Source organism: Acinetobacter sp. (assembly GCF_041911495.1).
Taxonomy (GTDB): domain Bacteria; phylum Pseudomonadota; class Gammaproteobacteria; order Pseudomonadales; family Moraxellaceae; genus Acinetobacter.
Map to the genome: position 1 here is coordinate 18,105 of NZ_JAYROT010000080.1, position 25,669 is coordinate 43,773.

The 25,669-nt window shown below is 40.8% G+C and carries 26 protein-coding genes; 9 read left to right on the forward strand and 17 right to left on the reverse strand.

The genetic code is table 11. The features are described 5' to 3' along the window. Positions 1-394: 394 nt before the first annotated feature. Positions 395-1,768 (reverse strand): siroheme synthase CysG, encoded by a 1,374-nt coding sequence (gene cysG, locus ACE3PQ_RS10465; RefSeq protein ID WP_374297587.1) that lies wholly within the window; start codon positions 1,766-1,768, stop codon positions 395-397. A gap of 233 nt (positions 1,769-2,001) precedes the next feature. Then, positions 2,002-3,273 (reverse strand): serine--tRNA ligase, encoded by a 1,272-nt coding sequence (gene serS / locus ACE3PQ_RS10470; RefSeq protein ID WP_374297590.1) that lies wholly within the window; start codon positions 3,271-3,273, stop codon positions 2,002-2,004. Between the two features lie 293 nt (positions 3,274-3,566). Here serS and ACE3PQ_RS10475 point away from each other — a divergent pair, with 293 nt between their 5' ends. Continuing rightward, entirely contained in the window at positions 3,567-4,511 is a 945-nt protein-coding gene (locus ACE3PQ_RS10475) for a hypothetical protein (RefSeq protein WP_374297592.1), read from the forward strand. 148 nt (positions 4,512-4,659) lie between these two features. On the opposite strand, the gene prpC is transcribed toward ACE3PQ_RS10475, so the two are convergent. Beyond that, complete coding sequence (prpC, locus tag ACE3PQ_RS10480) at positions 4,660-5,787, reverse strand: 2-methylcitrate synthase (RefSeq protein WP_374297595.1); 1,128 nt, start codon at positions 5,785-5,787, stop codon at positions 4,660-4,662. Positions 5,788-5,878: 91 nt separating this feature from the next. Beyond that, complete coding sequence (prpB, locus tag ACE3PQ_RS10485; RefSeq protein WP_374297597.1) at positions 5,879-6,760, reverse strand: methylisocitrate lyase; 882 nt, start codon at positions 6,758-6,760, stop codon at positions 5,879-5,881. A gap of 275 nt (positions 6,761-7,035) precedes the next feature. Here prpB and ACE3PQ_RS10490 point away from each other — a divergent pair, with 275 nt between their 5' ends. The 3 genes from ACE3PQ_RS10490 to ACE3PQ_RS10500 all read left to right on the forward strand — a co-directional run bounded on the left by ACE3PQ_RS10490 (position 7,036) and on the right by ACE3PQ_RS10500 (position 10,018). Beyond that, on the forward strand, positions 7,036-7,656 hold the full coding sequence (locus ACE3PQ_RS10490) for a TetR/AcrR family transcriptional regulator (RefSeq protein WP_374297599.1): 621 nt from the start codon (positions 7,036-7,038) through the stop codon (positions 7,654-7,656). A 188-nt stretch (positions 7,657-7,844) separates the two neighbouring features. Next, positions 7,845-8,762, forward strand: coding sequence for an ornithine carbamoyltransferase (argF, locus tag ACE3PQ_RS10495; RefSeq protein WP_374297601.1), 918 nt, complete (start codon positions 7,845-7,847; stop codon positions 8,760-8,762). A gap of 203 nt (positions 8,763-8,965) precedes the next feature. Continuing rightward, on the forward strand, positions 8,966-10,018 hold the full coding sequence (locus ACE3PQ_RS10500) for an aldehyde reductase (RefSeq protein WP_241571168.1): 1,053 nt from the start codon (positions 8,966-8,968) through the stop codon (positions 10,016-10,018). A gap of 79 nt (positions 10,019-10,097) precedes the next feature. On the opposite strand, the gene pssA is transcribed toward ACE3PQ_RS10500, so the two are convergent. Further along, positions 10,098-10,910: a CDP-diacylglycerol--serine O-phosphatidyltransferase gene (gene pssA, locus ACE3PQ_RS10505; RefSeq protein ID WP_374297655.1), complete on the reverse strand. Its 813-nt coding sequence runs from the start codon at positions 10,908-10,910 to the stop codon at positions 10,098-10,100. A 111-nt stretch (positions 10,911-11,021) separates the two neighbouring features. Beyond that, positions 11,022-11,876 (reverse strand): 23S rRNA (adenine(2030)-N(6))-methyltransferase RlmJ, encoded by an 855-nt coding sequence (locus ACE3PQ_RS10510; RefSeq protein ID WP_374297603.1) that lies wholly within the window; start codon positions 11,874-11,876, stop codon positions 11,022-11,024. A 492-nt stretch (positions 11,877-12,368) separates the two neighbouring features. Between ACE3PQ_RS10510 and ACE3PQ_RS10515 the strand changes: the two genes are divergently transcribed. The 3 genes from ACE3PQ_RS10515 to ACE3PQ_RS10525 all read left to right on the forward strand — a co-directional run bounded on the left by ACE3PQ_RS10515 (position 12,369) and on the right by ACE3PQ_RS10525 (position 15,080). Next, positions 12,369-12,980, forward strand: coding sequence for a 2OG-Fe(II) oxygenase (locus ACE3PQ_RS10515; protein ID WP_374297605.1), 612 nt, complete (start codon positions 12,369-12,371; stop codon positions 12,978-12,980). Positions 12,981-13,457: 477 nt separating this feature from the next. Further along, complete coding sequence (locus ACE3PQ_RS10520) at positions 13,458-14,435, forward strand: hypothetical protein (protein WP_374297659.1); 978 nt, start codon at positions 13,458-13,460, stop codon at positions 14,433-14,435. Positions 14,436-14,552: 117 nt separating this feature from the next. Continuing rightward, complete coding sequence (locus tag ACE3PQ_RS10525; protein ID WP_374297607.1) at positions 14,553-15,080, forward strand: hypothetical protein; 528 nt, start codon at positions 14,553-14,555, stop codon at positions 15,078-15,080. Between the two features lie 256 nt (positions 15,081-15,336). On the opposite strand, the gene ACE3PQ_RS10530 is transcribed toward ACE3PQ_RS10525, so the two are convergent. Next, positions 15,337-15,582, reverse strand: a complete 246-nt coding sequence (locus tag ACE3PQ_RS10530) for a cytoplasmic protein (protein WP_241571082.1) — start codon at positions 15,580-15,582, stop codon at positions 15,337-15,339. Positions 15,583-15,886: 304 nt separating this feature from the next. Here ACE3PQ_RS10530 and rdgB point away from each other — a divergent pair, with 304 nt between their 5' ends. Together rdgB and ACE3PQ_RS10540 are read left to right on the forward strand one after the other, a co-directional pair. Then, positions 15,887-16,537, forward strand: coding sequence for an RdgB/HAM1 family non-canonical purine NTP pyrophosphatase (gene rdgB / locus ACE3PQ_RS10535; protein ID WP_374297610.1), 651 nt, complete (start codon positions 15,887-15,889; stop codon positions 16,535-16,537). A 147-nt stretch (positions 16,538-16,684) separates the two neighbouring features. Beyond that, complete coding sequence (locus tag ACE3PQ_RS10540) at positions 16,685-17,977, forward strand: Mrp/NBP35 family ATP-binding protein (RefSeq protein WP_374297612.1); 1,293 nt, start codon at positions 16,685-16,687, stop codon at positions 17,975-17,977. Positions 17,978-18,048: 71 nt separating this feature from the next. Here ACE3PQ_RS10540 and rplT read toward each other — a convergent pair whose 3' ends face one another. From rplT to ACE3PQ_RS10590, 10 genes are all read right to left on the reverse strand, one after another. Beyond that, positions 18,049-18,408, reverse strand: a complete 360-nt coding sequence (gene rplT / locus ACE3PQ_RS10545; protein ID WP_374297615.1) for a 50S ribosomal protein L20 — start codon at positions 18,406-18,408, stop codon at positions 18,049-18,051. Positions 18,409-18,419: 11 nt separating this feature from the next. Then, a complete protein-coding gene (gene rpmI, locus ACE3PQ_RS10550) occupies positions 18,420-18,617 on the reverse strand; it encodes a 50S ribosomal protein L35 (protein WP_092614686.1) in 198 nt (65 codons plus the stop codon). Between the two features lie 527 nt (positions 18,618-19,144). Then, entirely contained in the window at positions 19,145-19,582 is a 438-nt protein-coding gene (locus tag ACE3PQ_RS10555; RefSeq protein ID WP_374297617.1) for an ABZJ_00895 family protein, read from the reverse strand. A gap of 381 nt (positions 19,583-19,963) precedes the next feature. After that, a complete protein-coding gene (locus ACE3PQ_RS10560; RefSeq protein ID WP_374297619.1) occupies positions 19,964-21,151 on the reverse strand; it encodes a VWA domain-containing protein in 1,188 nt (395 codons plus the stop codon). 23 nt (positions 21,152-21,174) lie between these two features. Continuing rightward, positions 21,175-22,020: an AAA family ATPase gene (locus ACE3PQ_RS10565; RefSeq protein ID WP_374297621.1), complete on the reverse strand. Its 846-nt coding sequence runs from the start codon at positions 22,018-22,020 to the stop codon at positions 21,175-21,177. Between the two features lie 185 nt (positions 22,021-22,205). Continuing rightward, positions 22,206-22,604, reverse strand: a complete 399-nt coding sequence (locus ACE3PQ_RS10570; RefSeq protein ID WP_374297623.1) for a hypothetical protein — start codon at positions 22,602-22,604, stop codon at positions 22,206-22,208. A gap of 2 nt (positions 22,605-22,606) precedes the next feature. After that, positions 22,607-22,927: a YcgL domain-containing protein gene (locus ACE3PQ_RS10575; RefSeq protein WP_374297625.1), complete on the reverse strand. Its 321-nt coding sequence runs from the start codon at positions 22,925-22,927 to the stop codon at positions 22,607-22,609. A gap of 369 nt (positions 22,928-23,296) precedes the next feature. Continuing rightward, positions 23,297-24,430, reverse strand: coding sequence for a ribonuclease D (locus ACE3PQ_RS10580; protein ID WP_374297626.1), 1,134 nt, complete (start codon positions 24,428-24,430; stop codon positions 23,297-23,299). Positions 24,431-24,521: 91 nt separating this feature from the next. Next, the gene (recR, locus tag ACE3PQ_RS10585) at positions 24,522-25,124 is read right to left on the reverse strand and encodes a recombination mediator RecR (RefSeq protein WP_374297628.1); all 603 of its coding nucleotides are present in this window, start codon (positions 25,122-25,124) and stop codon (positions 24,522-24,524) included. A 115-nt stretch (positions 25,125-25,239) separates the two neighbouring features. Then, positions 25,240-25,569, reverse strand: coding sequence for a YbaB/EbfC family nucleoid-associated protein (locus ACE3PQ_RS10590; protein ID WP_374297631.1), 330 nt, complete (start codon positions 25,567-25,569; stop codon positions 25,240-25,242). Positions 25,570-25,669 lie beyond the last annotated feature (100 nt).

Sequence of the window (25,669 nt, forward strand, 5' to 3'; positions counted from 1 at the left end):
AGTTGTCAGATTAAAAACGAGGTTTATTGTACATGATTTTTAGGTTCGACTTTGCACAGTATCAACGCAAAGGAGAACATTCCAACCCAAACAGGAATTATTTGAATCTCTAATTGAGTTAAATATAACCCAATTAGACATGAGATGGGTTAAAAATCTATCTGATTCGTTGAAGCGTCAGTCGCATTGTTCGAGGATAGGACAATATTAGTAAAATAACGTTCTTCATGGAATTTGATAAATATTAGTATGTGACCGAGTTTGCGACTGACAAATGGTTTTGCCTACTTTTCCCGAAAGAAAAGTAGGTCGAACCGAAGGTTAATCCAGAAATATACACATACACTGCAAGAACTTGCCAAAAATGCAATTCAGCTTAACCTTGCAATTTAAATCATTGCCACTGCAATTGTTCCCGCAGATTGACTACTTCACCAATAATCGTCAAAGTCGGTGCAACGATTTCATGCTCAGCCACTTTTGAGGCAATATCGGCAAGTGTGCCGACCACAACTTTCTGCTCGGGTGTCGTACCTTTGGACACCAACGCCACAGGCATACTATCACGCTGACCATGTGAGATCAGCTCATTACAAATCCGCTCTAATCCAACCAAGCCCATATATAAAACCAGCGTTTGATTTTCATAAACTAACTCTTTCCACGGTAGTTCAGGAGCACCATGTTTAAGATGCCCAGTCAAGAAACGTACACTTTGTGCATAGTCCCGATGCGTGAGCGGAATCCCAGCATAAGCAGAACAACCTGATGCCGCAGTAATCCCAGGCACGACTTGGAATGTAACATTGGCAGCAAAAAGCTCTTGAATCTCCTCACCACCACGCCCAAAGATAAACGGATCACCGCCTTTTAAACGGCAGACACGTTTGCCTTGCTGAGCAAGTTCCACCAATAAGGCATTAATGCCATCTTGCGGAACGCTATGATCTGAACGTGCTTTACCCACATAAATTTTAGTCGCATCACGACGACATAACTCTAAAATCGGCTTGGATACTAAACGGTCATAAACCACCACATCGGCTTGTTGCATCAGGCGCAATGCTTTTAAAGTTAAAAGCTCAGGATCACCCGGCCCTGCACCAACCAAATACACTTCCCCTTTTGGTGCTGTCCACTCTGATAAGGCTTGTTGAATTAAATCATTTGCCACATCGAGATTGTCATTAAAGACTTGCTCTTTTAAAGGACTTGCGTAGAGATTTTCCCAAAAGATTCGGCGTTCATCAGGATTTTGAATTTTGGCTTTGACGCGTTGACGCCAATCACCTGAAAATGCTGCCAATTTTCCCATACCGTGTGGGATTGAGGTTTCCAGTTGGGTACGAATTTGACGAGAAAGCACTGGCGATGCGCCATTCGATGCAACAGAAATGAGCAGTGGTGAACGGTCAATAATTGCAGGCACCATGAATCGACAGTTTGGAATATCATCCACGCTATTGACGAGGATATTGCGTGCTTCGCATTGATCAAATACTGTGCGATTGACCGCTGCATCATCAGTTGCCGCAATCACTAACCGATAGGTCGTGTGCAAATGTTGTGCATCGAATGGCGCTTGTACATATTGTCCTGCACTGTTTTGCACCACTTCAAGCAGTTGCGAATCAATTTCCGGCGCAACCACATCAACGATCGCCCCTGCTTTGTGCAAAAGTGTCGCTTTACGCAGGGCAATATGTCCACCGCCAACGATCAGACAGCGTTGCTGTTGCAACTTTAGAGAAATAGGAAAAATATCCACAATTCGCCTCAATAAATATCAATCTGATCGGACTAATGCAAAAACTGTGCACACTTTCGATGCACAGCCATTTTATTGAATAATTTTAAATCAATTCAGCATTTTAAAATCAATACTTGCTCAACGATGATGACTACAAGATTTTTTAGGCAATGCAAGGCAAGAAAAATGAGGTTTAGTCGAACTAAAATGATTTTTTCTTAGCGAAGCAGTGTCAAAAAATCTTCAAGTCATTAGTCAATAAAAGTTAAACCACCCATATATGGTTGCAACACTTTTGGAATATCGATCGAACCATCGGCACGTTGATAGTTTTCCATCACCGCAAGCAAGGTACGACCCACCGCAAGTCCTGAACCATTTAAAGTATGTACCAATTCAGTTTTCTTTTGATCGACACGATAACGCGCCATCATACGACGAGCTTGGAAATCGCCCATATTTGAGCATGAAGAAATTTCACGATATGTATCTTGGCTAGGTACCCACACTTCCAAGTCATAAGTCTTGGTCGCACCAAAGCCCATATCGCCACCACACAACAGAATCTTGCGATATGGCAATTCTAAAGCCTGCAAAATACCTTCCGCATGCGCAGTCAATTCTTCTAAAGCCTGCATTGATGTTTCAGGTTTGACGATTTGCACCATTTCCACTTTGTCAAACTGATGCTGACGAATCAAACCACGAGTATCACGACCGTAAGAACCTGCTTCACTACGGAAACATGGCGTATGTGCAGCATATTTCAGTGGTAGACGATCGGCATCAATGATCTCATCACGCACGAAATTGGTCACTGGCACTTCAGCAGTTGGAATCAGATAATATTCTTTTTCACCTTGTAGCTTAAACAAATCTTCTTCAAATTTTGGTAACTGACCTGTACCACGTAAGCTATCCGCATTGACCAAATACGGCACATAGGCTTCCGTGTAGCCATTATTCAAGGTGTGTGTATCGAGCATAAACTGCGTCAACGCACGTTGTAAGCGAGCCAAAGGACCTTTGAGTACGCTAAAACGTGAACCTGACAATTTGGTCGCAGTTTCAAACTCCAAACCACCCATCCATTCGCCAAGATCGGTATGGTCTTTGATCTCAAAATCAAATGTGCGTGGTGTACCCCATTTTAGGATTTCCACATTGTCATTTTCGTCTTTACCTGTAGGTACAGATTCATCAGGTAAGTTTGGAATATTTAAAGACTTTTGTGCAATCTCATCTTGAAGCTCTGTCAAAGCGGTTTCTGCGGCTTTGATCTCATCACCAATGGCTTGCATGCGAGCCATAATCTCAGAGGCATCACCACCTTCACGTTTGATTTGACCGACTTGTTTGGCACCTGCATTACGCTCAGCTTGCAGACTTTCGGCTTTGGATTGGATGTCTTTACGACGAGTTTCCAGTGCCGCCCACTCGGCTTCGTCAAGCTGTACGCCACGTTTTGCCAATGCTGCATTGACAGCGTCGATATCATTTCTTAAAAGTTTTGGATCAATCATGAGGTGCTAAAGTAGATAAAAATTTGAATGCGCATAGTGTAAGCGCTGTGATGTAAAAAATATAGAGTCGATGATAATTCAACTTCCTTAAACTACACTGCACCAACCCTCGCAAACCTTATAACTTGCTTGTGTATACAGACCTAATAGAATAAGTCAAAAATTACCGAAAAATATTAAAGAGATGAACTCTTCCACTTCAAAAAGTCCTACAAATATAATATAAATTAATGGATTTATTCTTTTCAATGTTGCAGTATAGGAATAAATTAAATTGTATTAAAAGGATAATTATGAAACCTTTAATGATTGGTTCTTTTGCTTTAATAGCATCTTTCTGTGCAAATGCATTTGATCCTATATGGAAAGAAGTAAATGTACTTCATAATGAAAACAAAATTATTCTTGCAGGTGACTCTTGTGATTTATTAAACAAAGAAGGTGTTGCTTTATCAACATGGAGTAAAAAATTAAATGAATTAGACATCACCGAATCCTCTTGTGCATGTGAGAAAGGATATTGCAAAAAAAACGTAACTACCTTAGTACCAAAATTCGTTAAAAATAATTATCGTAGACGCATGTATGTTTTGGGACCTAATAGCTTTAACACTGCCTTACAAGCTTCAAAAATTACCAGTCAATTTAGATATGCTTCTGGCACTGAAATGAATTTTTGGATGAACTCAAAACTTTGTCACGAAAAATCTACTCATGAGCCTCTTGAATCAGGGGATTTAGCACTAATAAGGTCATGGAAAAATGGTGATCTGTTTGGTTATGTACATATTACTGAAAATTTAGCGTTTTCTAAGAATGGTTTTTCTCCAGCAGATTCTTATTACCTGCAATCGCCAATTGCACTGCTTGATTACTATGAAGTTCCACAAAATTGCCGCAAAACAGGTGGAACACCGAAAGCATGCCCTATATGGGTAAATCACTTTTCTTGTCAAACTTTTGATGCATACCTAAAAACTCATCCGATAATATCAGATCAAGCAAAAAAATCGTATGCTCAGTTTGTTGATATTGAAAAACAGGTCGCTAATGCCGTTGAGAAAAATGCATGGAATGATCCTACAGAAAGATCAGCTCTTATTGATCCACTCGTAGAATTGAATAATTTAGCTTTTGAAATCATTAAATCAAAAAAATTTCATGAAAAGGATAAAATCATATGGCAAGCTATTTTTCATATGACGAAATCAATCGCAGGGCAACTAGACCATAGATAAGTTAAACCTATCAATACAATTTATTGAAGACAGTAGTGAAATGATGTGCCATACATTTAGTTGACAAAATATAAAGCAAAAATAAGCGCAGATTCCTCCACGCTTATTTCATTGCTTAATGATTTAGAACAAAATGACTTAGAACCGATTAACGCTCAGCAATCGGCACTACTTTACGCAAATCATAGCCAGTATATTCCGCACTTGGGCGAATAATCCGATTGTCCGCACGTTGCTCCATCACATGTGCAGCCCAACCTGTAAGACGGCTCATCACAAAGATTGGCGTAAACAGTTTGGTTGCAATCCCCATAAAGTGATACGCCGACGCATGGAAGAAATCTGCATTACAGAACAATTTCTTCTCACGCCACATGACTTCTTCACAGCGTACCGATACTGGATAGAGCACGGTATCGCCGACATCATTGGCTAGCTTTTCAGACCAAATCTTAATGATGGCATTACGAGGATCGCTGTCTTTGTAGATCGCATGACCAAAGCCCATGATCTTTTCTTTGCGCTCTAGCATGCCCATCATTTCACGTTCAGCTTCGTCGGCAGATTTCCAGTTTTCAATCATGTCCATCGCTGCTTCATTGGCGCCACCATGTAGTGGACCACGAAGTGAACCAATCGCACCAGTAATACACGAGTGCATGTCTGATAAAGTCGATGCACAAACACGTGAAGTAAATGTCGAGGCATTAAACTCATGCTCTGCATAGAGAATCAACGATACATTCATCACTTGCTCATGTAGTTCATTCGGTTTTTTACCATGAAGCAAATGTAAAAAATGCGCACCGATAGAATCATCATCGGTATTTTCATCAATACGCACACCATCATGGCTAAAGCGATACCAATAAGTAATGATCGACGGAAATACAGCCAGTAAACGGTCGGTCGCATCGTGTTGCTGATCAAACGAGGTTTCCGTTTCAAGATTGCCAAGCATCGAACAACCAGTACGCATCACATCCATTGGGTGTGCATCGGCAGGAATGCGCTCCAAGACTTCTTTAAGCGCCTGTGGCAGACTGCGTAGACCTTTTAATTTTGTTTTATACGCATCAAGCTGTGCTTGAGTCGGTAGCTCGCCGTATAGAATCAAATACGCCACTTCTTCAAACTGACAGTGTTCTGCCAAGTCTTGCACGTCATAACCACGATAGGTCAGCCCTGCACCACTTTTACCTACAGTTGAAAGCGCAGTTTTCCCTGCAACTTGACCACGTAGCCCTGCGCCTGATAAGACCTTTCCTTCTGCCATGTTTTACTCCAATTCAATTTTTCTATTGATGATTTTTCAGATGGTTTTAAGGGCTTTTTCTCATCGCCCTTGATTTAAACAAGATGACTGTTTACTTACTCTCTTGAAACAGTTTATCCAAAGTCTGTTCAAACTCATGATAATTCAAGAATTCATACAACTCTTTACGCTCTTGCATGATGTCTAATACATTGACTTGCGTACCGTGCTCACGTACCGAGCGCATCACCTGTAACGCTGCTTTTTGCATCGCACGCGTTGCAGAGAGTGGATAGAGCACCATCGAAATACCCTGCTCACCCAATTCTTCTACAGTGTAATATGGCGTTGAACCAAACTCGGTAATATTGGCAAGTACAGGGACACCTACAGCATCGCAAACAGTTTTATACATGGTAATGTCAGTCATCGCTTCGGCAAAGATCGCATCTGCTCCTGCTTCTACATATGCACAAGCACGATCAATCACGCCTTGTAGCCCTTCTTTTTGCAAGGCATCTGTACGTGCCATTATGACAAAATCAGGATCCGTTTTGGCATCAGTTGCTGCTTTGACACGATCAACCATTTCCTCAAGGCTGACGATTTCCTTATTCGGACGATGACCACAACGCTTTAGCGCCGCTTGGTCTTCCAAGTGTACTGCTGCTGCGCCTGCTGAAATCATCTGCTTGATGGTACGGGAGATATTAAATGCACCACCCCAACCTGTATCAATATCCACTAGAAGCGGTGTATCCACTCGACTGATAATACGACGGACATCTTCAAGAACATTATCAAGACTGGTCATACCGAGATCAGGCATACCGTATGAATAATTGGCAACACCTGCGCCTGAGAGATAGATGGCACGATAGCCCACTTGAGTTGCCATCATGGCAGCATAGGCATTGACTGTACCCATGATTTGTAAAGGCTTTTCTTCTAACAATGCCGCACGAAAACGTGCTCCAGCTGAATTCTGTGACATAAATTCCTTTCCACTAAAATCATTTTGCCCTAGCAGTATAGAAATAAAATCAAATAAAGCTATGGCATTTTCGAGTAATTATTCTAATTTTAGACCAAAGTGTTAACTTTTATGCCAATTTGCATCGAACCCATACATAAGCTCAAAAATTCTATCACTTTTAAGCTCCCACAATTCATTCCATCCGTTCAAGCGTCATACTAAGCAAAAGCGAAATCATGCTATGATATAGTCGCAATTTATATCACGCCCTTTTTTCGCCTAGTAACGCCTGTATGAAAACAAAACTTGTCAATCCGCCGAATACCCAACGTGCAGTCGATCGTTGTACTGTTTTGTTCGACGTGGCAACTGACCTTTTTATTCAATATGGCTATGACCAAGTCAGCCTTGACCAAATCGTTGAACAAGCTGGTGGTTCTAAGGCAACAATTTATAAGTATTTTGGCAGTAAACAGGGACTATTTTTAGCGATTTGTCGTGATCGTAGCGATCAATTTATTCACCAGATCGAACTGGCTTGCCAACATGAAAGTGATGATATTCGTGTAAACCTCACAAAATTATTACACGATCTTTATGCGATTTTTACTGATAAAAAAAGCATGGCATTTGATCGACTATTGATGAATATTTCTTCGGAAAACCAAGAGCTTGAGGTTGAACTTTATAATCAAGGTCCACAGCGTGCATATTCGACACTCGCCAAATATTTAGAAAAAATGGATCAACTTGGCTTCATTGATTGCAAACGCCCAACTGAATCATCAATTTATTTTTTTGGTTTTTTTCAAGATTTGCATTGGCGAGCAATGGTGGGTTTACCGATAGACATTATGGATAATGAACGGATCGACTACTTCGTTGAGCGATTTATTCGGGGTCATGCGATTTAATCCGCTTTAGAAATTAATTAGCCAAGCTCAATCGTTTTGCATTCTTTTTTGTAATACATTTATTGAAATATATTTATTAATTTTCTGTTTGCATTGAGAAAATAAACGGCTGTACACTAGAAGATTATTTTTTTCATTCATAACTCACCAACTCACTGGTTTGTTACAGTTATTTTGTGGACCAACCTATGGCGCTACGGCATTTTCTCACCCTGCGTGACCTCACTCCTTTTGAATTCAAACAACTGCTCAATCGGGCAACTGAACTCAAACAACTTCACCGAAAATCAGAAGCTTATCAACCCTTTGTGGGCAAAGTCTTAGGTATGATTTTTGAGAAATCGAGTACACGTACTCGCATTTCATTTGAAGCAGGCATGTGTCAGTTTGGTGGAGATGCAATCTTCTTGTCGCCGAGAGATACACAACTTGGTCGTGGTGAGCCGATTGAAGATTCAGCACGTGTGATTTCACGTATGCTCGACATCATCATGATTCGTACTTTTGGACATGACATTGTAGAAAAGTTTGCAGAATATTCATCTGTTCCGATCATCAATGGTCTAACCGATGATCACCACCCTTGTCAGCTACTTGCCGATATGCAGACGTATTTTGAACATCGTGGCGATATCGAAGGTAAAACGGTTGCGTGGATTGGTGATGGTAATAATATGTGCAACTCTTATATGGAAGCAGCGCAAATGCTCGGCTTCAAACTGCGCATTGCATCGCCTGAAGGTTACACGCCAAATCCAAAATTTTTAGAGGAATTTGCAGATCATGTCGAGCTTGTTGATTCGCCTGAAGCTGCTGCCAAAGATGCCAATCTGATCGTGACTGATGTATGGGCAAGCATGGGACAGGAAGAAGAACAAAAACTTCGTGAAAAAGCCTTTACCAACTATCAAGTCAATGAAGCTTTAATGCAATTGGCACATTCTGATTGTCTATTTATGCACTGTTTACCTGCGCATCGTGGCGAAGAAATCTCTGAAAACATGCTCGATCATCCAAATGCTGTAGTGTGGGATGAGGCAGAAAATCGCCTGCATGCACAAAAAGCATTGGTTGAATTTCTACTCAATGAACATCGTAAGAAATAAATCATTACTTCAAATGAAAAGCTCACCGATAAGTGAGCTTTTTTATTGCACACCCATCTATGAATTCTTGTTGTTGTCACGTCTGTGATTTAAGATATAAAAAATTCGCATGATCCAAACACAAGAGATAAGAGAATCAATCGTTTAGATGTTGGGTGCGGTTAAGAATATATTCATTAAAATTTAGGTGAAAAATGGCTATTATTGATAAATCAAAACCTGTCTTGGTGACTGGTGCAACAGGTTATGTCGCAGGTTGGATCATTGAGGGCTTGCTCAAGCAAGGTACACCTGTTCATGCGACAGTGCGTGACCCGTCAAAGAAAGATAAAATTGCACATTTAGAACAGCTGTCAAAACAAACTGAAACACCAATCCAATTCTTTAAAGCAGATCTGTTGACACCGCAAGCTTTTGATGAGGCAATGCAAGGCTGTGAAGTGGTGATTCATACCGCATCACCTTTTGTAGTCAGTAACTACAAAGATGCCGTGAAAGACATTATCGAGCCAGCGATCCAAGGCACGCGCAATGTGCTCGAATCTGTCAATCGTACCAATACTGTCAAACGTGTCGTACTGACTTCAAGTATCGCATCGACTTATGGGGACGCAGCTGAGATCAAAGATACGGAAAATAATAGCTTCGATGAAAGCCATTGGAATGAAACCAGTAGCGCCGATCATCAACCTTATCCATATTCTAAAGTCGCTGCCGAACGTGAAGCATGGAAAATGCAATCTGAGCAAAGCCGATGGAATCTGGTCTGCATCAACCCTGCACTGGTGATGGGACCTTCGCTGACTTCAAGCACTCAATCTGGTAGCGTCGAAGTGTTGCAACAGTTTGGTGATGGCACACTGAAGTTTGGCGTGCCTGCAATGTGGAATGGTATTGTCGATGTGCGTGATGTCGCAGATGCACATATTGCAGCGGCTTTCTCAGAAAGTGCGCATGGACGCTATATCGTCAGTGGCGGAACATTGAGCTTGCTTGAAATGGGTAAAATCTTAGCCAATAAATTTGGTTCAAAATATCCATTCCCAAAAATGGAAGCACCAAAAATCTTATTCCAAGCCATTGCACCGATCTATGGACTAAGCCGTAAATTTGTCAAATTGAACATGGGCTATCCAATTTACTTTAATGCTGATCGTAGTATTAAAGAATTGGGGATTCACTATCGTGATATTAAAGTCAGTGTGATTGAGCACTTCCAACAAATGATTAACGACGGTATCGTGAAAAAGCGTTAATTCACATTTATCCAATCCATAAAAAAACGGTCAATTGATTTACACAATTGACCGTTTTTTTATAACGACTTTTGGGATTTTAAGCCGTTTGTTTACGACTCACCAATGTCGTCACAATGCCTGATAAAGCATAAATGATCGACACGATCAGAATTCCCACAGGAATGTTATAGGTAATCGCAGAGAAAATCAGAATGACAGGAATCATAATCACAAACGGTACACGCTTACGATCCATCACTTTAAATGAATAATATTTTAAGTTTGAAATCATCAATAAACCAACAATGACCATGGTCGCAGCATTTAAGCCTTGCAACCATACCGCACTGAAATCCAGTGTATCTTTGAAATCTTGCTGTACCCACACCGAGCAAATCACAATAATTGCTGCAAGCGGACTGGCTATTCCGATGAAGTAACGTTTATCCACAGTACCAATTTGCACATTAAAACGAGCTAAACGAAACGCTGCGCACACGGTATAAATAAAGCAACACGCCAAGCCGATACGCCCCAGATCATGCGTACTCCAGCTATACATCAAGATCGCAGGCGCCACACCAAAGGCAAGCAAGTCTGATAGAGAGTCAAATTGTTCACCAAAAGCACTTTGTGCACCAATCGCACGAGCCACTCGACCATCCAAGCCATCGAGTAGCGCCGCAATGATAATCGCATACACCGCTTGCAGATATTGACCATTCATACTGGCAATGATTGAGTAAAAACCACTGAGCAATGCAGCAGTGGTAATCAGATTCGGCCACAGATAGATGCCCCGACGGCGCACTTTACCCGTTGCTGTCTGCTCTTCTTCCACCACTTCAAAGGTAATGCCGTCATAATCCAAGCCTGTTGAAGCTTTCTGCTCGCTATGCTCTTTTGGCATCGTGTCTGTCTGTATAGACTGCTTGGCGTCATGTTGCGTATCGTTAGAATCGTGCATCATTATTCCTATTTTGAATTATTTTAAACTTTATCAAGTGTGAGCAAGTCAAACTTACTCACCCACCAACCATTTTACTTTTGCCTGTGCGCCTTCTGCCATTTTGAGATGTGGCAATAACCATTGCAAAGCATCATCGGCATGTTGATCAAACTGCCACGGTGGATTAATGACAAGTAAACCACAACCATTCAAACCGACTGGCGTATCATCAGGCCACACGCAGATTTCACAGACCAACTGACGGCGAATACCAGTCTTTTGCATTTTCTTTTCAAAACGCTCAATCATGGCACGATCTTTAATCGGATACCAAATTGCAAAAACGCCTGTAGACCATTTCTTATAGGCACTTTGAATCAGTTCGACCAACTGCGGAAAGTCTTTACGCTCGATTTCATACGGTGGATCAATCATCACCACACCACGCTTCTCTTTTGGTGGAATCACCGCCAACAAACCTTCATAGGCATCACGTTGATGACTTTGTAAACGTCGATCATACAAATTGTGACGGAGCTGTGCGTAGACATCACTTTGCAACTCAAAAACCGTTGCCACATCTTGCTCACGCATAGTATCTAGGGCAAACCACGGTGAGCCAGGATATACACCCTTACCCTCTGTTTCACGTAGATTTTCTACTGCTTTGAGATAATCTTGTACGATTTCAGGTGCTTGTTTGCGAGCTTTACTGTTGAGCTGCATCAAACGATGAATACCTGACAAATACTCACCAGAGCGCTGTGCAGGTGCATCTGCCAAATTATACTTGCCTGCGCCTGCATGCGTATCGACATAGCGATACGGCTTATCTTTGGCATTCATTTGTTGTAAAAGTTGCATCAGCAATACATGCTTCATCACGTCGGCAAAGTTACCTGCGTGAAAATGGTGACGATAATTCATTGAGCTTAAATTTAAATGATTGAATGGCTAAGGGTCTGCTGATATTTCATACATGCCTTGCGTTATTCGCTAAAACAACAGAAACGAGGCATGAAACGCAGAGAATGGTCGCTCCCTTGTCAAGTTTCATAACGAAGTTTATGGCAGTTTTAGCAATAACCCTTCGGGACAAGGATGCTTTTTGGCGCTACGTCGTTATAAATAAATCACTTAGAGTAACTAAGTTTCTTCATTTATGCCTAGTATCGCCTAAAAACCATCTATTGTCGCAAGCATCTGTGAAATGTCAACAGACCCTTTAATTTTAGCATGAAATGATTTGTAATATTGTGCGTCAGTTGTACGACTTTCTCGATGACTTTCATTATAGACATACATTACAATAGCCGAGCTGATTCAAATGTGTTGTTTCATACAATGCGAATAAGCAAAATCGTATTGTAAACCCAATTTATGATCATTTTACCATCACACTTTTGCACGGCATTTGTTATGAATCAGCACAGCGATGCGCTCAACGCACAATTTCATCTCGATAAAATTCTTGATGAGATGCAGACTCAAGGTTTTAGCATCATTGATGGACTTTATCCTTTGGAATATATGCAAGCGCTTCAGCAAGAATGCAGTACGCACTTAGATCAATTTCGTAAAGCATCTATTCAAGATGGTGTAATGACGGAGATTCGTAGCGATCATATCCTATGGATTGAGCCACATTTGACTTTGGCTTCAAAACATATCGAACAATTAGCATGCTTATCACAAGATTTAAATCGTTACTTTTTTGCAGGCATTCGAGATATTGAAGCGCATTTTGCGTGTTATCACGCAGGTGAATTCTACGCCCTACATCGGGACAATCCACAACAAAAAAATGGTCGAGTATTTTCCACCGTCTACTATCTACATCCTGAATGGCACGATAATTGGCAAGGTCAACTTCGTCTACAAGACATTCAAGATCAATGGCATGTGATCGAGCCACAGCCAAATCGTTTGGTATTGTTCCAAAGTGATCTCCTGCATGAAGTGGTTGAAACTAAGCAAGATCGACTCTCCATCACAGCTTGGATGCGTAATAGCGACCCTGTACTCGGTTAAAATCCCGAGTTAAAGCATTTAACTGAAAACCTCGCTGTAAAATAATCCAAAAATTGCCACGTCTAAGTCATTGACAATCTTGCCTAGAATTTTGTTATATTAAAATTATTCCAAAGAAGGCATTACGATAGTTACATATTGGTGCACATTGGATTGCTTTTTTATCGTCGCTTAGGACATTTCGGACAATAACAACAGGAGTATGACATGCACGATCAGAACGACGATCACGTCAATTCGGACATGCCGACTCAAAATGATTCACTTAGCAAAACCTTAAAAAAGTCATCAAATCCGCTTAAACAACCTGAACCTGTCAAAACGAAAATAGCAAAACCTGATATTTCAACAAACATTTCAAAAGATAGTAGCAACACCGAAATAACACCACTAACAGATCAAGACTCAAAATTAGGATTAAAACAAGTATCAAAATCAGCATCAGAGCTCGAACCAGAACTAGACATCGAACCTGAAATGAGTCGAAGTGTGGATTATTTTGATACTGGTATTGATGTGAATCAGCCAAACTCTCGGGAACTCCTCAACAAGACTTTTAGCTCTACGCTTAAACGTGCAAAAATCGCAGTAAACTTCGCCACTGATACGACGACGGATATTGTGGGTGCGCTTGGACATGTTACCAATACGACGCTAGACACCCTCGATCAAATCAGCCAACACACCAAAAACAGCGTGGTTGGTATGAAGAATTACTCAACGAAGGCAGTCCGAGGACTGGTCACAGAAACCAGTGAAGTCGCTCGAAGTGTCAGCCTCAATATGGCGAAAAACTTCCTTGGGAATAATCCAATTACGCTGTATTTACCCGAAGTCCTGCTCAATAAACAAATCCGTAGCCGAGTCGATTCTAAAGATATTGACAACATCACAGTGCAATGTGGGCAAGATCAATTTCAGATCGAAGTCGATGGGCATTACAGCCGTGTACTCTATCGCCTCACCTTAAAATTCGATGTACTGGAATGTGGGCTAGGTAAAGAGAAATTTTTACGCTTAAAACAAACTGATGAGCACCTTGATCTACAAGTGCGTCATGCAGGCACCATGACCAACTGGGCAACACGTCGTGTCGGCAAAGTTGGCTTTGAAGTCATCAACCGTATTCCAGTAGCAAAAATTATGAATCACCTGATTCGAGATATTCCGGGAATTCGTCAAGAAAAACATCGCCTTTGGTACATTGATCTTGAGAAAGCAGGATTCATAGATTTTATTAACAACCGATCTTGGATGACCGAGCGACTCATTAGCCTGACCGATTTCAGTATTTTACCGGGGCTGAATATCCTGCGTGAAAGCAAAGAACTCGTTCGCCAATTGGTCGATCAATTTGAAATTTGCGGTTTACGTGTTCAACCGGGACGATTGGCGATTCAAGTTAGTACAGCGCCTCCTAAAGATGCCATTTTATCCTTAACTTTGAATGGCTAAAGTATACAAGTTAGTCACCTCATTGCAACTTGATTAAATCCAATTCACCCTCATTTATAGCTGTAGGGTTTAAGGTCTATTCCTTAGTTTACATTCAAAGCAATTGAGCGAGGCATTATGAGCGAAGCAAGCAAACTACTCATCAGTAAAATTGGTGAAACTGATCAAGCTTATCTACAAGAGAACTCGTCTGAACTTGCATTAGAACGTGGTAAGTTACGTCTCGAATTGGTCACACACAGCCGTGTCAAATCAGAGCAAATTCACTTTTTGCAAGAAGCGATTGTGATTCTTGAGCAAGCACGTGTTGAAGTTGATGAGATGCCGTTAAGTCTTTATCTTGCGCTGTCCTTACATCTTGCGCAGGCATATATGATTTATTTTGAAGTGACAGGTGAAACTCGTTTTGCACTCATCACCCAGCAAGTACTGAAACCACTGTCGCATTATCAAGATGTCGATATTTTCTTTATGCTTGCATATGCTGCGATTTCTCAAAAAGAAGTGGCTATGACACGTCATTGGTTGAAAAAATACGCAGATCATCCAAGCTGTGATTTCAACCTGTTAATTGAACATCCTGCATGGAAAAATCATCATCAAGACAATTGGTGGATTGAATTAGTGAAACGTAAGTCGAGTTAGTTTTTGAGTTGGTTTTCGAGTTAGTTTTTCGAATTATCTAACTTCTTTAAAGCAAACACCGAAATCAAACCAGGAAGCTCATTTTAAGTTTCAGCTTGAACGCTTAATCCTAAAATGTAGACAGACCTAAAAATGTATTGAAACCTATAATGTAAGAACATAGGTGTCATACATTTGCAATAGGAATGACTTAGACTGCTTATGATTTCGGTGTATTCATTTCCATCGGATTAATTTCTGAATTTCAGTTGGCTTCTTAGCTAAAGCTCTGCTGCAAACTCATCAGGAATTTATCATTAATCGGAAATTTTGACGCATCGCCAATCACTGAGTTGGCACCACAGTATGGACATTGTGCGGTTTTGCCCTGATCCGACCATTGTTCGATCACGTCAGGCGTATAGATTTTTAGACATTGAAAGCATCCGCAAGCCCGGCTTGCAAGTAGCTCGATACGATGAAAAGTCGCATGTTTAAATGCTTTCTTCGGGTTGAGTGACATGGGCTAATTACCTCTTATTTCAGTGTTTTTTCAACTCAATATCTGCTTCATGATGCTACACAAAGCTTCGTTATGAGATGTTCCGCTTGCATAACTTCCAGTTGTATTTTCAGAGGCGGTATTCTCTAGATTAGATCAATTGTTTTTGCTGTAAAGTCACTCTGTCCGCTTCACTGTTTCAAAATATTTCCACGCACTGACTACTCCTAAAAATCAGTCAATTAACATTGTTGTTGTTTTGCAAATGTTGACTTTTTCTTATAATTCGTTTTCAGAAATTTTTTAGATCATAAAAGGCAAAACGATGGCACTTTCAGCATCAGACTTACACAATAAACGACAACAATGGCAAGGTGAAGAATTGGTGCTCGCCAGCAACAACAAAGGTAAACTGGCTGAATTTGAAAGTTTATTTGCCAACCTCAATCTCGATACCAAAATCATTCCGCAAGCACAGCTGGGGATCGAAGATGCCATTGAAGATGGTCTGAGCTTTATTGAAAATGCCATCATCAAAGCGCGCCATGCCGCTCGTCAGTCTGGTAAAGCTGCGATTGCAGATGATTCAGGCTTAGTCGTACCGATCTTGGGCGGTGCACCGGGGATTTATTCGGCACGCTATGCAGGTGAACATGGCAATGATGATGCCAATAATGCCAAACTTTTAGCATCGCTTTTGCCGTTTCGTGGTGAAAATACCGTGATTCCTGCAATGTTTGTTTGTGTTCTCGTATTGGTGCGTCATGCTGATGATCCATTGCCGATAGTGGTTGAAGGCTTATGGCATGGTGAAATTTTAACGGAAATTCGTGGCGTACAAGGCTTTGGTTATGATCCGCTGTTTTGGGTTCCAGAGTTGAATTGCTCAAGTGCGGAATTGCCAAAATCTGAAAAAAATAAAATCAGCCATCGTGGTCAAGCCATGCAAAAACTTGCTATACATTTTTCAGGTTAATTCGGCGATTGCATCATTTTTTGCCCTATTCAGATTATTCGATAAACTTTGTCAAAAAGCTGAATAGTAAATGCGTGGTTTTTACTTAATATTTTTAAAATTTCTCGATACACTACGTCTTTGTGCGATCAGCTTTTGGAGTTTTTCATGTCTTGGTTTTCTGCTTTAAAAGCAAAGTTCTCCCCTAGCAATGAAGCGGTGACTTCGCCAAGTCTGAATGAGCAACGCATTGAACAATATCTCGAACAGTTCCAACTCCCAAAAAGCAATGATGCTTTAAAAGATCGTATTACTCAGCTGAAAATTGAACAAAATACCTTGCAACTGAGTATCTTTGTCTATGAAAGTGAAATTGACAATCTTCAGCAGATCCATGATGCGCTCAGTGAAGATTTGGCAAAAGCAGGTGTCGAAACTTTAAATCTACATGTGGTGCAAAAGAAAAATCCTCAAGCAAATAATGAAGCAAAACCTGCAAATACCGCAAAGCATTCAAGCACTACAAAACTGCCACCTGTACAAGATGCCAGTGGCAATGTAGCAATTGATAATAATGCGCAACAAACCGATCAACCCCAAAGCACATATCAGCCAAAGAATGATGAAGTACCCATTAAAAAGCCTGCGCCAACGCAGTCCGATGTGAAAGCTCATCCGCATATTCAACATGTGATCGTAGTCGCATCAGGTAAAGGTGGCGTCGGTAAATCCACCACGACGGTGAATCTTGCACTTGCTCTGCAACAGTTAGGTTTAAAAGTGGGTGTCCTAGATGCGGATATTTATGGTCCAAGCATTCCAACTATGCTCGGTAATGAAGGTCAAACGCCACTGATTGAGAATGAACAATTCGTCCCGCTCAATGCCTATGGCATGCCTGTACTGTCAATTGGTCACCTCACTGGTGATGGACGCACACCTGTGGCGTGGCGTGGACCCAAAGCGACTGGTGCATTGATGCAACTGTTCAACCAAACCCAGTGGCCGAATCTTGATGTGTTACTCATTGATATGCCACCGGGGACTGGTGATATTCAGCTGACTTTGGCACAGCGCATTCCTGTGTCTGGCGCAGTGATCGTGACCACACCGCAACATGTAGCGCTGATGGATGCGCAAAAAGGCATTGAACTGTTTAATAAAGTGAATATCAAAGTGCTTGGTGTGGTGGAAAATATGTCTACGCATATTTGCTCGAATTGCGGTCATGAAGATCAGATATTTGGGACTGGTGGTGGTGATCAGCTTGCGACGCAATATCACGTGCCGTTGCTTGGTCATCTGCCACTCAATGCGGTAATTCGTGAAAATACTGATCAAGGCAAACCAAGTGTAATCGCAGAAGATGTGACTGCAAGTCATTACCTTGCCATTGCAGAAAAATTAAAACAGACCATTGCGACTTTACCAACTAAGCAAGATGAAAAGCGGATTTTTTAATTCGCTTTTTCAATATGGATTTTCAGGCATAAAAAAACGCACATAAAGTGCGTTTTTTTAATATCAATGACTTAAGTAGCCAATGCAGATTTCGCTTTTTCAGCCAAAGCAGCAAATGCAACCGCATCATGATAAGCGATGTCAGCCAATACGCGACGGTCGATGATTACTTGTGCTTTTTTCAAGCCATCAATCATACGGCTATATGACAAACCGTTTTGACGTGCACCAGCATTGATACGTGAAATCCACAAAGCGCGGAATTGACGTTTTTTCTGACGACGGTCACGGTAAGCATATTGACCAGCTTTGATCACAGCTTGGAACGCTACACGATAAACACGTGAACGAGCACCATAATAACCTTTTGCACGAGCAAGAATTTTCTTGTGACGGCGATGCGCCACTACACCACGTTTTACACGAGCCATTTAAAATCTCCTTAGATGTATGGGCACATACGACGAACTGAGTTCATATCAGAAACATGAACCATTACACAGCCGCGTAATTGACGAATACGCTTTGCAGATTTTTTGGTCAAGATGTGACGTTTGAACGCTTGCTTGCGTTTGAAACCGTTAGCAGTCGCTTTGAAGCGTTTAGCTGCACCACGGCGAGTTTTTAACTTAACTGCCATAACAACCTCTTTTAGATACCTGTTCGGCTCGATTGCACCATGCAATACGACCTGCAGGTAAGGGATGCGCTATTTTACAGAAAAAATGATTGAGATGGAATAGTAAACAAATATTTAGCGCATTGATTTATGATATTTAGTTATGATGATCATGTTATATCGATTATGAAGTTGATGAATGCAATTTTATGATTTTAAGATTTTTGCGAATGATGAGGCAATGCATTAGGTTAGATACATTTCTAATTACTCTGATTTTTTTCTGATAAGTTGCCTATACATTAATACAATAAGCGACACTTGAGGGTCGAGCAGATAAAATCAGCTGTATTACCTCATGTACTGAATAATCCAAGCAGTCAAGAAAATGAAGGTAATTTGATTACACCTTTCATTATTTGCGACTAAAATCATTGGTAAGGTAAATTCCGTAACCGTCGTATTAGCTTTGCTGCTTCATAATTCGAACATATGTAATAAAAATCACGCTTCGGCGTGATTTTTTGTGATTAACCCTAAAGAGTTATTTATTTCTGATATTTCTTCAACATCATCTGTGTTGGCTTACCCAAAAACCAAAAACCAAGCAACACCAAAAACGCATTCACCATTAAGAAGATTGATAAGAAAACAAAAACAAATGCTGTACTACTGAGCGCATGTGCGATCGGTGCGAAGTCCACACCACCTTGTAACAAGAAAATCCCAACAATCCCTGCAATGATGCTATAAAACCAAAATGCAGTTGCACAGCCTATGCTGAGATACCATCGTGTCGTCATATCAGGAGCATCTTTCATCTTTTTGACGAAATGCCTAGCCATCAAATAAAAACTGATCATGTACGGTAAAAGTACCAACATGCTAAACACTTGAGGAAGTAGCATACCCAATGCACCAAGCGCAAACGTCAATGCAATCAACCAACACAGAAAATAGATGATATAAGGCAACGATTGTTTCATAAGATCTTCACAGAATGATTGATTTAAGGTGATTTGGATAAGTTGATGAATAGATTGAATTTTAAATTTTAATTTAAAAAAATGGCGAAAATATTCAAATTTTTCTAAATATCTTGTCAACCAATCCCCTCATCATGACGTTTATAGGATAACATTGATCATATTCTCTCTGATCTATTCTAAAGTCTAATTTGCACGGCATCCGCAGTTAGCCATTTAGATCAATGGATTCGATATTCACAATGATGATCATTTTCTCAAGTTTGCGACGTGGTAATCATGGCATCTTATGCACGTCCCAAATCGAAGACTCAGGTCAGTTAAGCCTCGCATCTTGACTGACCTTTATTTTGTCTACTTCATTCTTCTGCTTAAAATAAATTAGCGTGACAAATATTTCGTCATATCCTCAAGACCTTTAAGTGTCATTGGATACATATGATCTTCAAAGACTTGTTTAATGCCTTGAATGGTCTGGGTATATTGCCAGTAATTTTGTTCTTCAGGATTGAGCCACGCCGTTTTTTCAAAGTGTTTACGCAGACGTTGTAGCCACACCACACCTGTTTCCGCATTCATATATTCTACCGAACCACCTTCAGAAAATAGCTCATACGGTGCCATACTTGCATCACCGACCACGATCACACGATAGTCTTTGCCATAGGTATGAAATAAGTCAAAAGTTTCCATACGGCTACTTTGACGGCGGTTATTGTCTTTCCAGACATAGTCATACAGACAATTATGAAAATAAAAATATTCTAAGGTTTTAAATTCGGTCTTAGCTGCACTAAAGAGTTTTTCACACTGGGCGATATACGCATCCATCGAACCGCCGATATCAAATAACATCAACACTTTAATACGGTTACGACGTTCAGGCACCATTTGTACATCCAAAATGCCCTTTTGTGCGGTCTTTTGAATGGTGGAATCAATATCCAGCTCTTCCTCAGCACCTTGACGGGCGAACTTACGTAAACGACGTAGCGCCATTTGCATCTGACGAGTACCGAGAATTTGATCGTCATCGAGGTTTTGATATTTACGTTGTTCCCAGACTTTCACCGCAGACTTTTTGCGTCCAGGTCCACCGATCCGTACACCTTCAGGATGATCACCAAATGCGCCAAATGGCGATGTGCCACCTGTCCCGATCATGCGATTGCCACCTTGATGCTTTTTATGTTGTTCACGCAAGCGTTCTTCCAACATTTTCATCAACTCTTCGAGAGAGCCTGCTTTAAGCAATTCTTCTCGTTGTTCAGGCGTTAGATGTTTTTCGAGCAATTCAAGATCAAACCAATCTTTAGGCAAATGTTTAACTTGATTGAGTAAATCATCAATATCAAAACTTTCAATGCCTTCAAAATAATCTTTAATCGCACGGTCAAACTTATCAAAATAACGCTCGTCTTTGACCATGACAGTACGAGCCAATTGATAAAATTGCTCTTGATCAGCAAAGACCACACCATCCGCAACAGCTTGATTGAGATCAATCAGCTCACGTGTGCTAACAGGCACGCCATATTTGCGTAGCTTGTAAAATAAGCGAATAAACATTCTTCTGCCCTCGTCTGCTTCGCTTAGCGACGTGACATAAAGGCTAAACGCTCAAGCAACTGCACATCTTGTTCATTTTTGAGCAATGCACCATACATCGGCGGAATCGCTGAGCTTTTATCACGATTGCGCAGTACATCTTCAGGTACATCATCTGCCATCAACAGACGTAACCAATCTATCAGCTCACTAGTTGAAGGTGGTTTTTTCAAACCTGGTACATCACGTAATTTAAAGAAAATTTGGAGTGCTTCTGACACGAGTGTGTTGTTAATATTTTCAAAATGCACATCAATGATCTGACGCATGGTCGCTTCATCAGGGAATTCGATGTAATGAAAGAAGCAACGACGCAAGAACGCATCAGGCAATTCTTTTTCATTATTTGAAGTAATAATCACAATCGGACGTTGGCTTGCGCTGATGGTTTCACCTGTTTCATAGACGTAGAACGCCATACGATCGAGTTCATGCAATAAATCGTTTGGAAATTCAATATCCGCCTTATCAATCTCATCAATCAACAGCACACAGCGTTCTTCACTGGTGAAGGCTTCCCACAATTTCCCCGGTTTGATGTAGTTTTTAATATCATAAACACGATCATCACCAAGCTGGCTATCACGCAGACGCGACACCGCATCATATTCGTATAAGCCTTGCTGTGCTTTGGTCGTCGATTTGATGTGCCAAGTGATCAACTTCATGCCCAAACTGTCCGCCACTTGCTCAGCTAACAAGGTTTTCCCTGTACCTGGCTCGCCTTTCACCAACAATGGTTTTTGCAAAGTACGTGCTGCGTTGACAGCCAACTTTAAACTTTCTGTAGCGATATACTGTGAAGTGCCTTCAAATTTTTGAGTTTGCATGAAATGTCCTGTTCAATCCGATATATAAATGCTAATAAAGAAAAAGTTTTGCGAAAATACATTGACTGATTTTCGACTTTGCAACGATTTTAGCGTTATTCATTTAAACTTTAACTTTGAAGCTGACTTTGGCGTCAACTTAAAGCTGAGCTTTGATATTTAACTTGGAAGCTAATCTTGAAAGCTTAGTTTTGATGCAGTTTTTTACGTTGATTTTGATAACGCGACCAAAAGAACATCACCAAAAAGCATACCGCAGCCACGAATAAAATCGCCGACAAATTCGACCAAATTAAATTCTGCTCTTTAGTTAAAATTCCAAAAATCATGCCGATCAACGCAGGTGCAAGTCCTGCATTTTCACCTTCTGATACAGTCGGTGTCGCCAAGCATGCAAATAGAATAATCCACGTCAAAGCACCGAGTGGGCTTGGTAAACGCTTTGCTACGCTATACCAACAGCACAGTGCAATGATTGTCCCGCCAACATAGACAGTGATGGCGATGGTGTCTTCTGGAATCGCATCAAACAAACTCAGAAAGCCATACCACCAAGACTGCAATCCAGCTAAGATCTGATCCATATTTATGCTCCTCGCAAACCTTCAGGCGCAACAGCATTCGGGTTAATCAAACCATCTGGTGGCATCTGCACAAAATAACCTTGAGTCTGTAGTGCATCGAGTACACGCATTGTAGAAACGCGTGCCAACTTACGCTCTTGAGTGAGTTCAAGTTGCATGACAAAAGTTGCTCGACCAAAGGCTTTTTGCATGCTTTCAGGGACGTTCTCAAAAGGATTTATCTTCTCATCTTGCGCATCCGATTCGCATTGTTGCTGTGCAGGACGTGCTACATAAAGATACATCTCATCACGTTTGCTTGATCGATAAATATCACAAATCATCTGCATTACTCATTGATGTTATTCGAGGGAAAACTGCTTTTGAAAGCAAAACCGTGCCGAATTATAACTTGAAGCGATTATGAAGTCTAAATGCAAAGCAATACATCGTCGCAAAACCACAAAAAATAAACGCGCTAACAGCACAACTTATCTCTAGTTAAATTGAGCATACACCGAAATGTCTTAGGAAGAATTGCAAATGGTGACTGCAAAGTTACGGTTTCAAAGTTTACCTAGTTTGAAAATATACGTAGTTTGAAAATATACGTAGTTTCGAAATATTCACAGTTTCAAAATATACATAGTTTCAAAATATACATAGTTTCAAAATAAACACTGCGTCAATTTCAATGATCATAAAACTTTATGCTAAACAGACTGTGGCGGTGCTTCCATATCCTGAGCAATTAAGGCAAGAATTGGCTTGGTCACATATTCCAAACGCCATCCTAATAAATAAGGATTCAATTGATCTAAATTTGACTGATCTTGCGTTGCAAAGACCTGCAGTTGTGTCATCCATTTTTTGCGCATGAGAATATCTATTGGTACAGATAACTCTTGGCTGACGTTATTCAATAATTGCTCAATCGCTGAACTGGTTTCCTTAAGTTGATAGCGATAAGGTCTAGGTAGCCGTTTTAACCATGTTGATTGGTCAGGCAAATCATTAATTAAGCTTAAAATATGTTTGCCGTATTCACGCAAAACACTCGAACGAATCTCATACTGACTCGCCAACTGGTGAAGTGTCTTTGGATGACGTTCTAAGATTTTTTGAATCGTGCCATTTTTCAAGATATAACTCCGTGGTTTATTCTCTCGAAGTGCAAGTTCTTCTCGCCACGTCATCAGCTGTTTGAGTTGCATCAGTTGTTTGGAACTATGTCGAAAGTTCGCCATATCCAAATACGCATCTTTAGGAGAATAATTTTGCGCTAAAGATTGGCAATAGCTTTGGCAATCCTCTAGCACATAGTTATATAAATTTTTATCTTTTAAATCATCAATTAAACGATCAGCAAGTTGCTGTAAGTACAACACATCATTGGCGGCATACTGCTCTTGCTCTTGGGTCAGTGGGCGTGCCAACCAATCTGAACGCGTTTGATCTTTTTCCACTTGAATATTTAGAATGGTTTCCACCGCAGGCTGATAACCAATCTGCATACCATAGCCGAGATACGCCATAGCGACTTGGGTATCAAAAATATTGGTCAGTGGCTTTTGCTGTGCATAATGATAAATGAGGTCAACATCTTCTCCGCAAGCATGGAAAATATTTTGCTTCGCCTCAAAAATTGGTTGCCAAAGTATTGATAGATCAAGATTGCCATCAACCAAATACACCTGCTCATCAACATTGATCTGCAATACACCTAATTTTGGGTACAGCGTATCGACCTTGATAAACTCGGTATCGAGCGCATGGCTTGCACTTTGTTTTAATTTTTCACTGATTGCAGGCAATTCTGCTTGCGATGCAATCCATTGGTAGTGCATAAAATTCCTTAATCAATCACACAGTATTGATAGTACAAATTATAAAAGTAAATCTAAGCCTGAACCTAAACACAGAATTCGCTACAACAACTTAATCCTGATTGAGCATCAAACGATGCGTCAACGCCTGATGCAAGGTATGACTATCGACATATTCAAGCTCACCACCTTGCGGTACGCCTTGTGCAATCCGACTAATACGAACTGGCAGTTGGCGACAAGCTTCAACTAAATAATGCGCTGTCGCTTGACCTTCTACTGTGGCATTGGTGGCAAGGATAATCTCTTGAATTTGCCTATCACTCAAGCGTTGCAGTAAATGCGGAATCCCCACCTCTTCAGGACCAATCCCATCTAGTGGTGATAAATGCCCATGTAACACATGATAACGCCCTTTGAAACTACCACTATGCTCAATCGCAAACACATCTGCAGGCGATTCCACCACACACAGTACTTGCTGATCTCGCTCGGTGTCCAAGCAGATCTCACAAACCTCAAGCTCGGTCAATGAATGACAGACTGAACATTCATGAATATGTTCTACTGCATCGGTGATCGCTTGAGCGAGTTCTAGTGCGCCGACACGTTGTCGCATCAATAAATGCAATGCCATACGCTGTGCTGACTTTGAGCCAACACTGGGCAATAAACGCAACTTTTGCACAAGTAAACTAAAGCGATCGCTATACATAACTACAGAACACTACAGATTGAAAAATCATTTAAAAATTTGAGTGTGTTCGATATAAACACACTCAACTGATTGCGAACAGCGATTATTTAAAACACGAATTTTAAATATCGAATTAGAACATCCCTGATAAACCTGGTGGCAATCCCATACCACTATTCGCACCTTTGAGTTTTTCATCAGAAACCGCTTCCGCTTGGCGCACTGCATCATTGACCGCAGCAGCAATCAAATCTTCGATCATATCGGCATCATCTTGCAATAATTCAGGATTAATTTCGATACGTTTCACCACAAAGCGAGCTGTCATGGTGACTTTAACCAAGCCACCTCCTGCTTCAGCGTGCACTTCAGTTTGCGCAAGCTCTTCTTTGGCTTTTTTGATGTTGCCTTCCATATCCTTTTGCATACGCTGTGCTTGTTGCATCAACATATTGATATTCATAGTGTTATCCTTTCTTTCAAAATTAACTTAATTACGACTATTTCAAAAATTCATACTTTTATAATCAATGCAGTTTGGTCTGTTAAAAGGCAACTGAGCG

Excerpts from the sequence above, each read along its gene's own strand:
- serS (WP_374297590.1), bottom strand. The coding sequence starts at position 3,273 with ATGATTGATCCAAAACTTTTAAGAAATGATATCGACGCTGTCAATGCA.
- ACE3PQ_RS10475 (WP_374297592.1), top strand. The coding sequence starts at position 3,567 with ATGAAACCTTTAATGATTGGTTCTTTTGCTTTAATAGCATCTTTCTGT.
- prpC (WP_374297595.1), bottom strand. The coding sequence starts at position 5,787 with ATGGCAGAAGGAAAGGTCTTATCAGGCGCAGGGCTACGTGGTCAAGTT.
- prpB (WP_374297597.1), bottom strand. The coding sequence starts at position 6,760 with ATGTCACAGAATTCAGCTGGAGCACGTTTTCGTGCGGCATTGTTAGAA.
- ACE3PQ_RS10490 (WP_374297599.1), top strand. The coding sequence starts at position 7,036 with ATGAAAACAAAACTTGTCAATCCGCCGAATACCCAACGTGCAGTCGAT.
- argF (WP_374297601.1), top strand. The coding sequence starts at position 7,845 with ATGGCGCTACGGCATTTTCTCACCCTGCGTGACCTCACTCCTTTTGAA.
- pssA (WP_374297655.1), bottom strand. The coding sequence starts at position 10,910 with ATGCCAAAAGAGCATAGCGAGCAGAAAGCTTCAACAGGCTTGGATTAT.
- ACE3PQ_RS10510 (WP_374297603.1), bottom strand. The coding sequence starts at position 11,876 with ATGAATTATCGTCACCATTTTCACGCAGGTAACTTTGCCGACGTGATG.
- ACE3PQ_RS10515 (WP_374297605.1), top strand. The coding sequence starts at position 12,369 with ATGAATCAGCACAGCGATGCGCTCAACGCACAATTTCATCTCGATAAA.
- ACE3PQ_RS10520 (WP_374297659.1), top strand. The coding sequence starts at position 13,458 with ATGAGTCGAAGTGTGGATTATTTTGATACTGGTATTGATGTGAATCAG.
- ACE3PQ_RS10525 (WP_374297607.1), top strand. The coding sequence starts at position 14,553 with ATGAGCGAAGCAAGCAAACTACTCATCAGTAAAATTGGTGAAACTGAT.
- ACE3PQ_RS10530 (WP_241571082.1), bottom strand. The coding sequence starts at position 15,582 with ATGTCACTCAACCCGAAGAAAGCATTTAAACATGCGACTTTTCATCGT.
- rdgB (WP_374297610.1), top strand. The coding sequence starts at position 15,887 with ATGGCACTTTCAGCATCAGACTTACACAATAAACGACAACAATGGCAA.
- ACE3PQ_RS10540 (WP_374297612.1), top strand. The coding sequence starts at position 16,685 with ATGTCTTGGTTTTCTGCTTTAAAAGCAAAGTTCTCCCCTAGCAATGAA.
- rplT (WP_374297615.1), bottom strand. The coding sequence starts at position 18,408 with ATGGCTCGTGTAAAACGTGGTGTAGTGGCGCATCGCCGTCACAAGAAA.
- rpmI (WP_092614686.1), bottom strand. The coding sequence starts at position 18,617 with ATGGCAGTTAAGTTAAAAACTCGCCGTGGTGCAGCTAAACGCTTCAAA.
- ACE3PQ_RS10555 (WP_374297617.1), bottom strand. The coding sequence starts at position 19,582 with ATGAAACAATCGTTGCCTTATATCATCTATTTTCTGTGTTGGTTGATT.
- ACE3PQ_RS10560 (WP_374297619.1), bottom strand. The coding sequence starts at position 21,151 with ATGTTTATTCGCTTATTTTACAAGCTACGCAAATATGGCGTGCCTGTT.
- ACE3PQ_RS10565 (WP_374297621.1), bottom strand. The coding sequence starts at position 22,020 with ATGCAAACTCAAAAATTTGAAGGCACTTCACAGTATATCGCTACAGAA.
- ACE3PQ_RS10570 (WP_374297623.1), bottom strand. The coding sequence starts at position 22,604 with ATGGATCAGATCTTAGCTGGATTGCAGTCTTGGTGGTATGGCTTTCTG.
- ACE3PQ_RS10575 (WP_374297625.1), bottom strand. The coding sequence starts at position 22,927 with ATGATTTGTGATATTTATCGATCAAGCAAACGTGATGAGATGTATCTT.
- ACE3PQ_RS10580 (WP_374297626.1), bottom strand. The coding sequence starts at position 24,430 with ATGCACTACCAATGGATTGCATCGCAAGCAGAATTGCCTGCAATCAGT.
- recR (WP_374297628.1), bottom strand. The coding sequence starts at position 25,124 with ATGTATAGCGATCGCTTTAGTTTACTTGTGCAAAAGTTGCGTTTATTG.
- ACE3PQ_RS10590 (WP_374297631.1), bottom strand. The coding sequence starts at position 25,569 with ATGAATATCAATATGTTGATGCAACAAGCACAGCGTATGCAAAAGGAT.